11 protein-coding genes, 1 tRNA gene and 2 rRNA genes (1 of these 14 cut by a window edge) are annotated in these 16,052 nt (G+C 55.6%); 8 read left to right on the top strand and 6 right to left on the bottom strand.

The genetic code is table 11. The features are described from left to right. Window positions 1–1,610 (top strand): 23S ribosomal RNA (locus H1Y61_RS01535); it begins 1,344 nt to the left of the window's first position. Window positions 1,611–1,612: 2 nt separating this feature from the next. Here H1Y61_RS01535 and H1Y61_RS01530 read toward each other — a convergent pair. Then, window positions 1,613–1,786 (bottom strand): hypothetical protein, encoded by a 174-nt coding sequence (locus H1Y61_RS01530; protein ID WP_174113773.1) that lies wholly within the window; start codon window positions 1,784–1,786, stop codon window positions 1,613–1,615. A 146-nt stretch (window positions 1,787–1,932) separates the two neighbouring features. Here H1Y61_RS01530 and rrf point away from each other — a divergent pair. From rrf to H1Y61_RS01515, 3 genes are all read left to right on the top strand, one after another. Then, window positions 1,933–2,047, top strand: a 5S ribosomal RNA gene (gene rrf / locus H1Y61_RS01525). 119 nt (window positions 2,048–2,166) lie between these two features. Continuing rightward, window positions 2,167–2,243, top strand: a tRNA-Met gene (locus H1Y61_RS01520). Window positions 2,244–2,384: 141 nt separating this feature from the next. Further along, window positions 2,385–3,559 (top strand): IS3 family transposase gene (locus tag H1Y61_RS01515; protein WP_235680773.1). Its coding sequence is split into 2 segments (ribosomal slippage): window positions 2,385–2,661 and window positions 2,661–3,559, totalling 1,176 coding nucleotides; the frame shifts between segments, so codons are not numbered across the junction. 112 nt (window positions 3,560–3,671) lie between these two features. Here H1Y61_RS01515 and H1Y61_RS01510 read toward each other — a convergent pair. From H1Y61_RS01510 to H1Y61_RS01500, 3 genes are all read right to left on the bottom strand, one after another. After that, window positions 3,672–4,771, bottom strand: a protein-coding gene (locus H1Y61_RS01510; protein ID WP_409363953.1) for an IS3 family transposase whose coding sequence is annotated in 2 segments (ribosomal slippage) — window positions 3,672–4,519 and window positions 4,519–4,771 — 1,101 coding nt in all. Because the reading frame shifts where the segments join, the coding sequence is not laid out codon by codon here. Window positions 4,772–4,927: 156 nt separating this feature from the next. Further along, the gene (locus H1Y61_RS01505) at window positions 4,928–6,310 is read right to left on the bottom strand and encodes an MFS transporter (protein ID WP_174109559.1); all 1,383 of its coding nucleotides are present in this window, start codon (window positions 6,308–6,310) and stop codon (window positions 4,928–4,930) included. Between the two features lie 317 nt (window positions 6,311–6,627). Beyond that, window positions 6,628–7,575 carry a dihydrodipicolinate synthase family protein gene (locus H1Y61_RS01500; RefSeq protein ID WP_180573516.1) on the bottom strand — a complete coding sequence of 316 codons (948 nt, stop codon included), beginning with the start codon at window positions 7,573–7,575 and terminating at the stop codon, window positions 6,628–6,630. A gap of 163 nt (window positions 7,576–7,738) precedes the next feature. On the opposite strand from H1Y61_RS01500, the gene H1Y61_RS01495 reads away from it, so the two are divergent. Further along, a complete protein-coding gene (locus tag H1Y61_RS01495; RefSeq protein WP_180573515.1) occupies window positions 7,739–8,770 on the top strand; it encodes a LacI family DNA-binding transcriptional regulator in 1,032 nt (343 codons plus the stop codon). A gap of 45 nt (window positions 8,771–8,815) precedes the next feature. Here H1Y61_RS01495 and H1Y61_RS01490 read toward each other — a convergent pair whose 3' ends face one another. Together H1Y61_RS01490 and iolG are read right to left on the bottom strand one after the other, a co-directional pair. Next, window positions 8,816–9,820, bottom strand: a complete 1,005-nt coding sequence (locus tag H1Y61_RS01490) for a hypothetical protein (RefSeq protein ID WP_180573514.1) — start codon at window positions 9,818–9,820, stop codon at window positions 8,816–8,818. Between the two features lie 307 nt (window positions 9,821–10,127). Continuing rightward, the gene (iolG, locus tag H1Y61_RS01485; RefSeq protein WP_180573513.1) at window positions 10,128–11,117 is read right to left on the bottom strand and encodes an inositol 2-dehydrogenase; all 990 of its coding nucleotides are present in this window, start codon (window positions 11,115–11,117) and stop codon (window positions 10,128–10,130) included. 216 nt (window positions 11,118–11,333) lie between these two features. Between iolG and H1Y61_RS01480 the strand changes: the two genes are divergently transcribed. From H1Y61_RS01480 to iolD, 3 genes are all read left to right on the top strand, one after another. After that, complete coding sequence (locus tag H1Y61_RS01480; protein ID WP_180573512.1) at window positions 11,334–12,167, top strand: MurR/RpiR family transcriptional regulator; 834 nt, start codon at window positions 11,334–11,336, stop codon at window positions 12,165–12,167. Between the two features lie 127 nt (window positions 12,168–12,294). Beyond that, complete coding sequence (locus H1Y61_RS01475) at window positions 12,295–14,199, top strand: bifunctional 5-dehydro-2-deoxygluconokinase/5-dehydro-2-deoxyphosphogluconate aldolase (RefSeq protein ID WP_180573511.1); 1,905 nt, start codon at window positions 12,295–12,297, stop codon at window positions 14,197–14,199. Between the two features lie 28 nt (window positions 14,200–14,227). Then, window positions 14,228–16,051, top strand: coding sequence for a 3D-(3,5/4)-trihydroxycyclohexane-1,2-dione acylhydrolase (decyclizing) (gene iolD, locus H1Y61_RS01470; RefSeq protein WP_180573510.1), 1,824 nt, complete (start codon window positions 14,228–14,230; stop codon window positions 16,049–16,051). Window position 16,052: the final 1 nt, after the last annotated feature.

The following is a 16,052-nucleotide window of genomic DNA, read 5'->3' as shown; positions in this document are numbered from 1 at the left end:
ATGCACCGAAGCTGAGGATGTGCAGTAATGCACGTGGTAGCGGAGCGTTCCGTAAGCCTGTGAAGGGACAGTCGTGAGACATCCTGGAGGTATCGGAAGTGCGAATGTTGACATGAGTAACGATAAAGGGGGTGAGAGACCCCCTCGCCGAAAGACCAAGGGTTCCTGCTTAAAGTTAATCTGAGCAGGGTTAGCCGGCCCCTAAGGCGAGGCAGAAATGCGTAGTCGATGGGAACCACGTTAATATTCGTGGGCCTGGTGGTAGTGACGGATCACACAAATTGTACAGTCTTACTGGATTGATTGTGCAGTGGAGTGGTTCCAGGAAATAGCTCCACCGTATAGACCGTACCCGAAACCGACACAGGTGGTCAGGTAGAGTATACCAAGGCGCTTGAGAGAACTATGTTGAAGGAACTCGGCAAATTGCACGCGTAACTTCGGAAGAAGCGTGACCCCTTTTTACGCAAGTGGAGAGGGGTGGCACAGACCAGGGGGTAGCGACTGTTTATCAAAAACACAGGGCTCTGCGAAGTCGCAAGACGACGTATAGGGTCTGACGCCTGCCCGGTGCTGGAAGGTTAAAAGGAGAGGTGCAAGCTTTGAATTGAAGCCCCAGTAAACGGCGGCCGTAACTATAACGGTCCTAAGGTAGCGAAATTCCTTGTCGGGTAAGTTCCGACCTGCACGAATGGCGTAACGACTTCCCCGCTGTCTCCAACATAGACTCAGTGAAATTGAATTCCCCGTGAAGATGCGGGGTTCCTGCGGTCAGACGGAAAGACCCCGTGCACCTTTACTATAGCTTTACACTGGCATTCGTGTCGGCATGTGTAGGATAGGTGGTAGGCTTTGAAGCTTGGACGCCAGTTCGAGTGGAGCCATCCTTGAAATACCACCCTTATCGTCATGGATGTCTAACCGCGGTCCGTTATCCGGATCCGGGACAGTGTATGGTGGGTAGTTTGACTGGGGCGGTCGCCTCCGAAAGAGTAACGGAGGCGCGCGATGGTGGGCTCAGACCGGTCGGAAATCGGTCGTCGAGTGCAATGGCATAAGCCCGCCTGACTGCGAGACTGACAAGTCGAGCAGAGACGAAAGTCGGTCATAGTGATCCGGTGGTCCCGCGTGGAAGGGCCATCGCTCAACGGATAAAAGGTACGCCGGGGATAACAGGCTGATGACCCCCAAGAGTCCATATCGACGGGGTTGTTTGGCACCTCGATGTCGGCTCATCGCATCCTGGGGCTGGAGCAGGTCCCAAGGGTTTGGCTGTTCGCCAATTAAAGCGGTACGTGAGCTGGGTTCAGAACGTCGTGAGACAGTTCGGTCCCTATCTGCCGTGGGTGTAGGAATATTGACAGGATCTGTCCCTAGTACGAGAGGACCGGGATGGACATATCTCTGGTGGACCTGTTGTCGTGCCAACGGCATAGCAGGGTAGCTATATATGGAATGGATAACCGCTGAAGGCATCTAAGCGGGAAACCAACCTGAAAACGAGTATTCCCTATCAGAGCCGTGGAAGACGACCACGTTGATAGGACGGGTGTGGAAGCAGGGTAACCTGCGAAGCTTACCGTTACTAATAGCTCGATTGGCTTAATCGTTCTCATTGACCATGCTCATCAAAGCCTTCGGCTTTGATGATGCCATCTGTTTTGTCCTGACGCTGTCGGCTCTTTGAGCCTTCGCTGCGGACGGCCAGCACCATCAGGTGCGACGGCCCTTGGCCTTGCGGACTTTGTCCGATGAGTGCCACGAAAACGAAAAAAGACGTGTTCATAAAAAATCCAGCTTCTCAAATATGCAAAGCATCAATACGGTTCCGTATGGTCCTTTGGCACCCTTCAACACGTCAGTGTTGAAGAAAGGTTTGCCAAAGAAAAGGGAACAATGTTGATGCGAAGCATCAACATTGCCCTTAGCTGACCTGGTGGTCATGGCGGGGCGGCCGCACCCGTTCCCATTCCGAACACGGCCGTGAAACGCCCCTGCGCCAATGGTACTTCGTCTTAAGACGCGGGAGAGTAGGTCGCTGCCAGGTCTGCTAAGCGCAATGTTCATACTCAAATCAATCATCTTCTCTCAAAAACATCGGCCCAGCCGAAAACATAAAGGGTCGCTCAAGCGACCCTTATTCCGTTAACGAATAACAATATATAACGCGGGGTGGAGCAGCCCGGTAGCTCGTCAGGCTCATAACCTGAAGGCCGCAGGTTCAAATCCTGCCCCCGCAACCAATAGTTACACAAAATCCCGTAGCCTTAAATGCTGCGGGATTTTTGCGTTTGGGGAATGAGATCCCCGGGCTTTCAGCTCTGTTTGGACTTGCCCGGAAGAAGTGGAGAGCGAATCCCTAACCTTTGATAGGATTTCGCCCTATGACGAACACGAAGAAGAATTCACCCGGCCGCCACGCCAAGTTCACAGATGCTTTCAAAGCTGAGGCTGTCCGACTTGCGCGCACCAGCGGCAGGCCGTTGCGTGCAATATCCGATGATCTTGGCGTTGGGCTCTCGACGCTTGGGAAATGGGTGAGCGCCCACAAGGAAGCCGACCTGCTTTCTGGACCACACGAAGATACTGCCAAGGAACTGGCGCGTCTTCGCAAGGAAAATGAAATTCTGCGTCAGGAGCGCGATTTATTAAAAAAAGCAGCCGCCTTCTTTGCAAAGGAAACCATGAAATGAAATTCAAGGTCATTGCGGCAGAGAAGGCCAATGTTCCTGTTCAGCGTGCCTGCACGCTTCTGGGTGTCAGTGAAAGCGGATATTACGCTTGGGACATACGCAAACCAAGCCTGCGGCAAAGGACGGACATGGTTCTTTTGGCTCATATCCGGGCTCAGTTCACCACCTCACATGAAACCTATGGAAGCCCACGCATGACGGTGGAACTGAAGGAAGACGGGGTTTGCGTCGGTCGCCACAGGGTTGCTCGCATCATGCATGACAATGGTTTGAAGGCATTGCAGAAACGCCGATTCAAGAGAACAACTGACAGCGATCACAAAGGGCCTGTTGCCCCCAATATTCTGGATCAGGACTTTGCCGCCACAGGTCCAAATCAGAAGTGGGGTGTTGACATCACCTACGTTTGGACGACGCAAGGCTGGCTCTATCTGGCCATTGTTGTCGATCTCTATTCTCGACGTATTATCGGCTGGGCCACCAGTGATCGAATGAAGCAGGACCTGGCATTGACGGCATTACGACGGGCCATAGCCATCCGCAGACCGCCGAAGGATGTCATTCACCACTCCGACCGTGGTAGTCAATATTGCGCGACCGACTACCAAAAGCTTCTGAAAGCTCACGGGTTCATCCTGTCGATGAGCGGCAAGGGCAATTGCTATGACAATTCCATGGTGGAAACCGTGTTCAAGACAATCAAGTCAGAACTGGTTTGGCGAACTGTATTCAAAACAAGGACCCAAGCTGAAATCGCCATTGGACAATACATCGACGCCTTCTATAATCCAAAAAGAAGACATTCCTCCTTGGGCTACAAATGCCCAATTCAGTTCGAGAGCATCCCTCTCAAGCTGACACCCTGAAGAAGCCTTCGCTCTCCACTTTTTTCGGGCAAGTCCAGTTTATAGGTTACAAGGAAGTGAAGTGCACCCGGATTTTGGGCCAGCGGGAGCTGGAATTTTCCGGGGTTATGGCTCAGGTTGGCGTGGGTGCCGATGAGCCGTTCATAAGCGAAATCGGCACCTTGTTGCCGATGGCGCTGTGTGGCCGGAACTCGTTATAGTCTCTATGCCAATCCTCCATCTTTGCCCTTGCGTCGTCAAGGCTCATAAACCAGTGGGCGTTCAGGCACTCTGCCCGGAACTTGCCATTAAAACTCTCGATGTAGCTGTTGTCCGTCGGCTTGCCCGGCCGCGAGAAGTCAAGAACGACGCCTCTATGATAGGCCCAGAGATCGAGGTCACGAGAGATGAATTCGCTGCCGTTGTCCACCCGAATGGTGGCCGGGTAACCGACCTGCCGGCATACGCGTTCGAGGGTCTGCACGACGTCTTCCCCTTTATAGCTGAAGCGGGCATCTACCGCCGGAGAGAAGCGCGAGAAGGTATCGACAACCGTGAGAACCCTGATCTTGCGACCTGTGGCCAGTTGGTCATGCACGAAATCCATGGCCCAGACGTCGTTCGAACGGGTGGCTGTGGTGCGATCCGATCGCAGCTTTGCTTTGACGCGCCGTTTTGGCACCTTGTTGCGCAGTTGTAGGTCCATCTCCTTGTAAAGACGATAGATTCTCTTCGGATTCACCACCCAGCCGTCACGTCTGATCAAGACATGCACACGACGATAGCCATAGCGTACTCGCGTCTGGCAGATATCCTTGATCTTCAGCTTCAGTTCGGCCTGATCGCCGCGCTTGGACGTGTAGACATAAAGGGACCGGTCGATCTTCAGGACGGCGCATGCGCGTCGGATCGAAACCTTCCAGTCCGTCTTGATCCTGTCGACAAGATTACGCTTGCCGTCAGGCCTCAGAGCTTTTTTGACAGCACATCCTGAAGCAGAGCTTTGTCGAGCGACAGGTCCGCGACGATCCGCTTCAGTTTGGCATTTTCCTCCTCGAGCTGGCGCAACCGCTTCATCTCGGAAGGCATTAGGCCAGCGTATTTTTTGCGCCAGTTATAAAACGTCGCGTCGGAAATCCCCGCCTTGCGGCAGACCTCGCCAATGGGCGTTCCATCCTGCGCCTGCTTCAACACAAACGCGATTTGCGCTTCCGTAAACTTCGAGGCCTTCATCAAATTCTCCTCTTCTTCCCAAAAGGGATCATAAGTGGAAAATTCCAGTTCTAAATGGCCCAATTTATCGGGGACACGTCAATCGAAATGGAGCCATGAGTAGAAAAATCGCCAAATGACTTGGCGGTGGTCGCCAAGCCATCCAGAGTAGCAGCGTCAGGGGGAGAGCTCCTCAAGGATGCGGTCTTTAGTCTCTACCGCGAAGAGAGCTGTCACGAGAGCACCCACCAGCAGAATTACCGCGAAGGCCCCGAATACATATTGGATTCCCATCGACGACATAACCCAGCCGACAGCGATAGGGCCAGCCGAAGATCCGAGCCGTAACCAGGCGCTGCCTGTGCCCGTGCCGATAGCACGCAGACGTGTCGGATAGATCTCCGAGGAATAAAGATACAGGGAAAACGTCACCGTCTGGACAATGGCGTAGGCAAGTCCCGCAAGAACGAGAACCTGAACGGCTGATGTCGCTCCTAGCCAGGCGAGAATAACCAGCGGGATCGGGGCGATCAGAAGCGCACCGGTGTACCAGCGTTTACGTCCCACTTTGTCGATGAGCAATGCGCAGATTATAGCCGCGATCACGCCACCGACCGAAGTGATAAAGCCGTAGAGGATACTCGTTTCAAGCGGGAGATTGAATGTTTGGCGATAAAGGGTCGGAAGCCAGGTGATCGTGCCATTGGCCACCATATAAGCGCAGAACCACATGGCCCATATCGATAATGTGCGCTTAAGATAAATGCCTTGAAACAGCTCGCGCCAGTCGGATTTACGACGCATGGGCGCGGCGACGATTTTTGGCTCAGGCAGTTCGTTGCCGGCGGCCCTAGCGCTGTTCTCCAACTTGGCGACGATACGGTCAGCTTCTTCGTACCGACCATTGGCAACCAACCAACGAGGAGATTCATGCAGGAACCAGCGCAGCGGGATCATTAGCATTGCGGGAACCAGGCCAACGACGAACATCGCTTTCCAGCCATAGAGCGGAACCATGAAGTATCCGATCAAGCCTGCTCCCACCAGGCCAAGCAGAAACATGACCTCGTACAACAGAAAGAACCTGCCGCGCCCTTTAGAGCCAATCAACTCGTTGATATAAGCGCTGGCGACCGGTACTTCACCGCCGGTGCCAATTCCTTGTACGAACCGGAATGCCATCATCATGCCGGCGCCTGCGGCAAACAAGCACGCGATATCCATGCTGACAAAAAGCAGAATGGTGAACAGCAGAACTTTCAAGCGGCCAATCTTCTCAGCCATCCAACCGAAGCAGACCGCGCCAATCAGCTGCCCGAGATAGCCCATAGACAGGATCATGCCGGTTTGTCCCGGAGTGAGGTTCCACTCGCGAACCAGAACCGGCATGGCATAGGCGATTGCGATGACGGTGTAGCCGTCAAAAAAGGTTGCAGCGCCGACAATGTTCCGCGCCCAGAAAACCTCGCGGGTGACGGGCAGCCTTTCAAGGCGCGCACTGATTTCAGCTTGCGGGTCAACAAGCGGCGCCGCTGCCGTGATCCGTTGTTCAATATTCATGATATCCTCCCTCTGCCTGGCTCATTCTCCCAGCCGGCGTCGAACCTACGCGTTGATCGTCTCGACTTCTGGATTTGGACACAGGATGACCGAGAATCCGGAAGACGCGGCTCTTCACGGTGAGGTACGCACCAAGCATAGCAGTCGGTGCGGATGCGATGCATCACTCCCAGATGCGGCCGCAATATCCTCCCCTTGGAATGCCCCCGCCTGATACGAACGATCATTGAAATGACCGTTCGTATTCCTTTGTTGCCAGCAAAGCGAAGATGCGAGAGCATCCTCACGCCTTGGTATGACAAGCGGGGAGTTGCGGACTATTCGGCCGCCATCAGTTGCTCAACGCGACCGATTCCGGCAGCATCGAAGGCCGCAAAGATTTCAGCTTCGGCCTTCTCACCGAGATTCTTCAGAGGCTCGCGGATTGTGGGGTGCTCCAGAACACCACGATGGACGAGACCGAGCTTGAGAGCCACGGTGCCTTCCATGTGAGAACCCCGATGGTACACGGCTCGGGTAACCGGAAGGAGCTGCTCGAAGAGCTTGCGTGCTTCGGGGTAGTTCTGCGCCTTGCCCGCCTTGATCAGGTCGATCAGGAGTTCAGGGGCGATATTTCCGTAGCCGACGAGCAAGCCGTCAACATCGAACATGGTCGGCAGCAACCACTCGTCGTGGCAGCTCAGGATTTGAAGGTTGGGATTGGCCTTTTTGAGCTCCGGGATCTCAACATACCAGCGCTTCATGTTGCGCACACCATTCTTGGTGGCAACGACGCCATCCTGGGTCGCGATTGCGAGCTGGGTGTCCAGGTCATAGGACGCTTTCGTCGCATCCGGATACTGGAAGAGAATGCATTGCAGACCGGATTCCTGCCAGATCGCCTTGTAGCGATCCTGCGGGGCGCCCTTCTGGAAGCCGAACCGGAGCCAACCATGGTTAGGATAGACCAGTGCGCCAGTTGCCCCGGCGGCCTTGCACTTCTTGGCTTCTTCCGCTGCGACCCGCGTGCCTTCGCCGGTTATGCCCGCAATGATCGGAATCCGACCATCGACGGCCTCTACATAGGTGCGGATGAGCTTCAATCGCTCTTCTTCCGTCAAAAAAGTACCTTCGCCAGCATGGCCAAGAATGACAAGGCTTTTCACGCCGTCCATTCCCGCAAGCCATTTGGCGATGCGGGTATTGGCAGCATAATCCACCTCACCATCTCGGGTGAAAGCAGTGACTGGTGCCGGGCTGAGCCCTCTCATATCCATCGGTTGCATCGGGTATCTCCTCCTCAGATAGCCGCCGCCCGCTTTAGCGACCGGCGATAGGATCGTTAATGGGAACGTTCCCACTATCGGTTCTGATTTTACTGGTGTCAATATTTTTTTTATTGCATGGTTGAAGCTGCAATTGCGCAGGGCTGTCAGCGGAGAACCTCGAATGAATGTAAGGACCGAAGATGCGGGTCGTCTGGGACGGGTGACAATTCTCGATGTTGCGTCGGCTGCCGGTGTCTCAAAATCGACGGTATCGCGCATTCTCGATGAACGTCTTCCCCGTTCTGACAACGAAACAGCTCGCCGCGTCCGCAAGATTGCAGAAGAGATGGGGTATGTGCGGGATATCTCGGCGGCGAGCTTGAGGCGCGGTAGCACGATGACTGTCGGCATCATCGTGCCACGCTTGACCGATACGGTCATGGCCATGCTTTACGAGTCGCTGGCCAAGGCCTGTAGCAGAAGCGGTCGCTTTGCCATTGTCGCGACAACCGATGACAAGCCCAGGGCCGACAGGCTTGCTGCCGAATCACTTTTGAACCGCGGAGTGGATGGGCTCATCCTTTCGACGGCGCGGTTGGATGATGATTTTGCTGACGACCTCATCGCTCGGGGAGTACCTCATGTCTTCGCTCTTCGCACGGCTGGGGCCAGCCTCTGTTCCGTTGGCGATGACAGGTTGGGGGGATACTTGGCAACACGCCACCTGATAGACCTGGGCCATCGTCATATTGGGGTGATTGCAGGACCATCTTATGCTTCAAGCGCGGTTGGGCGGGTGGAAGGCTACAGGCAGGCAATGCACGAAGCAGGAATTCCGGTATTTCCAGACGCAATTGTTCCATCGACCTTCGGGCTCGACGCGGGCGCGGAAGCCGCTGAATATCTGATGCGGCTGGACAACCGTCCGACAGCAATCTTTGCCGTCAATGACAACACGGCTATCGGTGCGCTCTCAGGCCTTTCGCGCCTCGGAATTTCCGTACCCAAAGAGGTTTCCGTGGTCGGATATAATGACATTCCGATTGTCACTCATCTCCCCACTCCGCTGACAACGGTTCGGGTTCCCTTCGACCAGATCGCATCGCATGCTTTGGATCTATTGCTGAGTGAGACGGTTTCGGCTGAAGACAGGATACGGATCTCGGCCCCAACGCTTATTCCGCGCAAATCGACGGCTAAGCCAGCGCTGTAGCATTTTAATATCTGCTTCTAACCAATTGTCGGTGACAATCGGCAATCAATGAGATGGCACGTCGCAGATCGGGATTGGACGGGGTGGAGGCGCGGGATGATCCTGCTTGTATTGAGCGATAATCGGCTCGAGCTTTTCCTTTGGCCAGAACGTCGGGGAGCCAATTTCTTTCAAGCAGGCGTTATTCCAATAAGTCCGGTTCCCTGAGGAGGACCTGCCTGCTGCCAAGTCCCGGGAAACTGCGTTGATGTCTCGCGACTCAGGGTAGATGTAGAGGGTCGTCGGGTTATCCTTGACCAGTGACAGGACTTGGGGCGCGTCGTCCGGAGACCAACTTGTGCAACCGTCACTGCGGCCAGCGGGGTAGGTGACGAGATTACCGCGTGGGACATAGCCGTCTCGATTGGCATAGGTGCTGTCAGGCTTTTTCAGCATGCAAATTCCCGAGACCAATGCCGCCGCATGCCCGCCAATTGCGCGTTGGCGGGCATTGGCGGTCTCACCGGTTCCATCGAACTGTACGAAAGACCGCGTCAGGAAAGATTCCTGATTGGCTGAGGTGCGGTAATAGCCTTTGAACGTCGTCTTGATTTCGCTCGTAATGTAAGCGCCGCCCGCCGTCAGATTTGAATCCAGGGCATTACCAAAGTTCTTGGCGCATTCTCGCCCGTTTGAGAAATTGACGGTGCCTGCGAGATTGCGCCCGCCACCGTGTCCCGCTGATATGACCCGAAAGGATCGCTGCGCTTCACAGATGACATAGAAGCGGCCTCCGGAGGTGCCGTCAGTACGGTCGTTTGGCCGGGTGGCATCCATCGCGAAATAACATGCGTTGCTGACCTTGCCTTCCGCCACTCTAGCGAGATAGAGCGCACGCGCCCTCTCCAGGACGACAGGGGCGATCTGGCCGGTTCCTTCCCCCACGTGGTCTTTCAGCCAGTCTGGAAGGCGTGATGGTCCTTCTGCGGCCATAGCCAGGGAAGAGGCCGATGATAAAGCGAAGACGGAGAGAAGCCTGATGAATTTGAAAAAATTGGGAGTGAATTTCATGCACATCTTCCTGAAACATCCGTTGCTTTGCAAATCTTACCGCGGCTGAAACCCACTGGCAGGATGCTGTAGCACTCTAAATTTGCTGCATAATTCTCTCCTCAAATCGGGTCAGATTTAAGGAATAATGCAGTCAAGAATGTTCAGGCAGTGATGATTGGCAACATGCGTCGCGTAGGCCGCGTATAGCGGGGTTGTTGCAAATAACCGGATTTTTCCAAAACCCGGTTCTCAACCTTTGATCCAATGCGATTGACCCCGGAGTTTGCGTGGAGTCGCCATCGCAAACTCCGGGGGAAAATCTCGATTACAGCGTCACGACGATCTTTTCCTTCGCAGCTTTGACTGCGGCATCCGCCAGTTTCAGCGCAATCAGGCCATCTTCGATGGATGGCGAAGGTGCTTTGCCGCTCTCGATGAAATCGAGAAACGCCGAAATTTCAGCGGCATAAGCCGCAGTGTAGCGGGTCATGAAGAAATCATGCAGCGGCGGGCGGGTGTAGCCGTCCTTGGTGGCGATCTCAATGGAAACCGGACGCTGGTTTTCAGCCGCCACCGAGCCTTCCGAGCCATGCACTTCAATGCGTTGGTCATAGCCATAGGTGGCGCGGCGCGAGTTGGAAATGATCGCTTGACGGCCACTTGCTGTAGTCAGCACAAGGCTTGCGCTGTCATAATCGCCCAGTTCACCAATCTTCGGGTCCACCAGCACGGCAGCGGACGCCATCACCGAGGTGATTTCTTCGCCCAGCAGGAAACGGGCAATGTCGAAATCATGAATGGTCATATCGCGGAAAATGCCGCCGGACACCTTGATATAGTCTGGTGGCGGTGCGCCGGGGTCGCGGCTGGTGATGGTGACCATCTCGACCTTGCCGATCTTGCCATCGTCAATCGCCTTGCGCACCGCCTGAAAATGCGGATCGAAACGGCGGTTAAAGCCGAGCATGACCTTTCCGCCATTGGTGCGCACCACTTCGGCGCAGGCCTCGGCCCGCTTCACATCCAGATCAATTGGCTTTTCGCAGAACACGGCCTTGCCAGCGGCAGTGAACCGCTCGATCAGGTCTGAATGGGTGTTGGTGGGGGTGCAGATCAACACCGCATCAATCGAGGTATCGGCCTCGATCTCTTCAATGGTCTTGACCTCGGCCCCATAGGCATCGGCAATCGCCTTGGCAGCTTCAGGGAAAGCATCCGCCACAGCGGCCAATTGCGCGCGCTTGTCCTCGCCAATGGCCTTGGCATGCACCTTGCCGATTCGGCCTGCGCCCAGAAGGGCCAGTTTCTTTACCATGATGTTCTCCTCCCGGCTTGGCACGACCCTGCCAAGCACATGACACGTTAAACGCTCTCAAACCCACCGCAGTTTTTGACAGGTGTCAGCTGTTGCGGCAATCCTCGTTTGGAATATATGTTCTATTTTGCTAGATTGGGATAGTGTTCCTGTCAAGGCGGTTTAGACCACCGCAGCCAAAGACGCTGATGCAAAATTTGAGGCGATAAACCAACCATGTCTGACACCACAATTGCAGAGACCTCCGCGCCCGATAGCATCAAAGCCTTTGAAGAACGGCTGCTGCAGGTGTCTGACACCTTGCCCAAGCGGCTGAAGCAATGCGCGGACTATGTCGCCGCCAATAAGGACCGCATCGCTGTCTCGACTGTGGCCGAAATGGCCGAAGGAGCGGGCGTGCAGCCCTCTGCCTTTATGCGGTTTTGCCAAATATTTGGTTTTTCTGGGTTTTCCGAAATGCAAAAGCTGTTTCGGGACTCTCTTGTCGGGGGCTGGCCGGATTATTCCACCCGTCTGCATCATTTGCGAGAAACCGCATCTGGCAGCCCATCGGCGCTTTTGGCGGAATTTGTTGAGGCGGGGCGTGTGTCGCTGGAAGGATTGCTGCAAACGGTCGATCCGCACCTGCTGGAACAGGCCGTGACCTGCCTCAGCACGGCTGGAATGATCCATATTGTTGGGTTGCGCCGCTCTTTTCCGGTGGCAAGCTATATCGCCTATGCCTTTGAAAAAATGGCAGTTCCGGCCATGCTACACAGTGGCGTTGGCAAGCTGGAAAGCCAGCATGCCATCCGCGATGGTGATGTGATGCTGGCCATTACCTTTGCGCCCTATTCGACCGAGACACTGGATCTGGTTGAGCAAGTCTCAGCGCGGGGCATTTCCGTGGTGGCGATTACCGATACGGTGGTCAATCCCCTACGCAAACTAGGGGTAATAACCCTCTCAGTCGCCGAGGTGGATTTTGGCGCATTCCGCTCACTGTCCGCCACGCTCTGTCTGGCCATCGCGCTGTCGGTTGCGGTGGGAACGGCCCGACAACAGGACTGAACATTTGTGTTGATGGGCTTAAAAATAGAATATATAGTCCATTTTTAAGCAATAATAGAATGACCTTCCGGGAGTGGGGTCATTGACGGCAGGCAAAACAAGCTCTGCCGCGTCCAAGGAGGATAGCGTGCCAAAACTTGACCTGATCACCATCGGCCGTTCGTCCGTTGATCTCTACGGCGCGCAAGTGGGTGGCCGTTTGGAAGACATGGCCTCCTTTAACAAATATATCGGCGGCTCCCCGACCAATATTGCCGCTGGTACCGCCAGATTGGGTTTGAAGTCTGCCCTCATTACCCGCGTGGGCGATGAGCATATGGGTCGCTTTATCCGCGAACAGCTGGTGCGCGAAGGCGTGGACGTGCGCGGCGTCAAGACGGACCCCAAGCGGTTAACAGCTCTGGTTTTGCTGGGCATTCGCGATGAGCACCAGTTTCCGCTGATTTTCTACCGCGAAAACTGCGCCGACATGGCGTTGTGCGAGGATGATATTGATCCGGCGTTTGTGGCCGAATCCGGCTGTGTTTGCGTCACGGGCACACATCTGTCGCATCCCAATACCGAAGCTGCCGTGTTGAAGGCGCTGCGTTTGGCGCGGGAAAATGGTGCCAAAACCGCGTTGGATATTGATTACCGTCCTAACCTCTGGGGCTTGGCAGGCCATGGCGATGGCGAAAGCCGCTTTATCGAATCACAGGCCGTCACAGCAAAGCTGCAATCCACCCTGCATTGGTTTGATCTGATTGTGGGTACCGAAGAAGAATTCCACATTGCCGGTGGTTCTACCAATACGGTGGAAGCGCTGCGGGCGGTGCGAAAGGTTTCCAAGGCCACGTTGGTGTGCAAGCGCGGGGCCTTGGGCGCTGTGGTGTTTGATGGCGCAATTCCGGACAGTCTTGATGATGGGCAGACGGGAGAAGGCTTCCCCATTGAGGTCTTCAATGTGCTGGGCGCTGGCGATGGCTTTATGTCTGGCCTGCTGAAAGGCTGGCTGACGGGCAAGGATTGGCCGACGGCCTTGAAATATGCCAATGCCTGTGGTGCCTTTGCCGTCTCGCGCCACGGCTGCACGCCCGCCTATCCCAGCCTTGAAGAGCTGGATTATTTCTTCAAAACAGGCATTCGCAACAAGGCTTTGCGCAAGGATGCGGCACTGGAACAGGTGCATTGGTCCACCAACCGCGATGGAGAATGGCCGCAGATGCGGGTGTTTGCCTTCGATCACCGCATGCAGCTCGAAGCCATGTGCGATGAGGCTGGTGTTTCCCATGAGCGGATCGGGGCTTTCAAGCAGCTCTGCCTGAAAGCAGCGCAGCAGGTGGCCAATGGCCAGCCCGGTTATGGCATTTTGTGTGATAGCCGTCTGGGTCGCGATGCGCTCTATCAGGCCTCTGGGTCTGGCCTTTGGATTGGCCGTCCTGTGGAATGGCCGGGCTCGCGCCCGCTGACACTGGAGCCGGAACTGGGCGAAGATTTCGGTGGCCTTACCGAATGGCCAGTTGAAAATGTGGTGAAGGTGCTGTGCTTCTATCATCCCGATGATGATGCGGGTTTGAAAGAACAACAAGAAAATACGGTAAAACGTCTTTTCACGGCTGCACGCCGTAACCGGCTTGAAATGCTGTTGGAGATTATCCCTTCCAAGGTTGGGCCAACGGACGATGACACTGCGGCTACCATTATCCAGCGTTTCTACGATATTGGCGTCTATCCCGACTGGTGGAAGCTGGAACCGATGAAAACTGCCGGGGCTTGGGGCAAGGCGGTTGACGCCATTTCTCGCAACGATCCCTATACGCGGGGCATTGTTGTGCTGGGTCTGGATGCGCCAGCCGCAGAGCTGGAGGAGAGCTTTAAAACGGCAGCCAGCTTTGATCTGGTCAAGGGCTTTGCCGTTGGCCGCACCATTTTTGGCGATGCGGCCCGCAAGTGGTTAGCTGGCACACTATCGGATGATGATGCGATTGCTGACATGGTGGGCAAATACACATCGCTGTGTCAGGTTTGGGATCGGGCGCGTTCAAACGCTTGAGCCTTTGGAATTTCAGGGAGAGAGACACATGAAAACGGTGCGTTTGACAGCCGCTCAGGCTCTGGTGCGCTACCTTGCCAATCAGATGACGCCGGAAGGCGTGCCGTTTATTGCAGGCGTCTGGGCCATTTTCGGCCATGGCAATGTTGCGGGTCTGGGCGAGGCGTTGCAGGGCGCGAAAGACAGCGTCACCACATGGCGCGGGCAGAATGAGCAATCCATGGCCCATGCCGCCATTGCCTATGCCAAACAGCTTGGCCGCCGCCGCGCTATGGCGGTGACCTCGTCTATCGGCCCCGGTGCGTTGAATATGGTCACGGCGGCTGCCTTGGCGCATGTCAACCGCCTGCCGGTTTTGCTGCTGCCGGGTGATGTGTTTGCCAATCGCGGACCCGATCCGGTGTTGCAGCAGGTGGAAGATTTCAATGATGGCGTGATGTCGGCCAATGATTGCTTTCGTCCCGTCAGCCGCTATTTCGACCGCATTTCCCGACCTGAACATCTGCTAACGGCGCTTCCCCGCGCCTTTCGCACCATGACCGATCCCGCCGATTGCGGCCCGGTGACACTGGCCTTTTGTCAGGATACGCAGGCCGAGGCCTATGATTATCCTGAGAACTTCTTTGCTCCTAAAATCTGGCACATCCGCCGTCCGCAGCCGGATGCGTTTGAGCTGGAAAGCGCGATTGCAGCGATCAAAGCCGCCAAAAGCCCGGTTATTGTAGCAGGCGGTGGCGTGCATTTTTCCGGTGCCACGCAAACCCTGCGGGATTTTGCGCAGAAACATCAGATTCCGGTGGTGGAAACCCAGGCCGGAAAATCGGCTCTGCCCTGGGATGATGCGCTGAATTTCGGACCCGTCGGCGTGACGGGTGCGGCCAGTGCCAACACGGTCTGCGAGGGTGCGGATCTCGTGATCGGTGTTGGCACACGGTTTCAGGATTTTACCACCGGGTCGTGGGCGCTGTTCAAGAACCCGAACCGCAAGATTTTGGCGCTGAATGTGCAGGCTTACGATAGCGCCAAGCATGATGCCCTGCCGCTGGTGGCGGATGCCAAAATCGGTCTGGAATTGATCTCATCTGCATTGGGTGATCATCGCTTTGCCGCGCCGGATGCCGGCCTCAAGGCCGAGTGGTTTGCCAAAGCCGATGCCGTCACCGCCCCGCCGAAGGATGGCAACAGCCTGCCCACCGACATGCAGGTGATTGGAGCCGTTCAGCGCGCCTCTCGCGACAATACCGTGGTGATGTGCGCCGCTGGCACCATGCCGGGCGAGTTGCACCAACTCTGGAAATCCAAACTGCCGCTCTCCTACCATATGGAATATGGCTTCTCCTGCATGGGCTATGAGATTGCCGGCGGGATGGGCATCAAGATGGCCGAGCCGGAGCGTGACGTGATCGTCATGGTCGGCGACGGCTCTTACATGATGATGAATTCCGAGCTGGTCACCGCTTGCGCTTTGGGCGTCAAAATCACCGTTGTCATCACCGATAACCGGGGTTACGGCTGCATCAACCGCCTGCAAATGGGCACCGGGGGGGCCGAGTTTAACAATCTCTACGCCCACACCTCACATATCCATGCGCCGCAGATCGATTTTGCCGCGCATGCTGCCTCCATGGGTGCCGATTCCAGCAAGGTCACAACCATTGCCGAGCTGGAAGCCGCTTTGGCCAGCGCCCGCGGGGCCACAAGGCCCACCGTCATCGTCATCGACACCGATCCTTACCCAACGCCTGAAGCTGGCGGGTACTGGTGGGATGTGGCGGTGCCAGAAGTCTCAGCTAGAGATGAAGTGCAACAGGCTCGCGCCCGCTACGAGGCAGCGCTCAAGGAAAGACATTAAG

This window comes from Agrobacterium vitis (genome assembly GCF_013426735.1).
Taxonomy (GTDB): Bacteria; Pseudomonadota; Alphaproteobacteria; order Rhizobiales; family Rhizobiaceae; genus Allorhizobium; species Allorhizobium vitis_D.
This window is presented reverse-complemented; position numbering and strand designations above follow the sequence as displayed.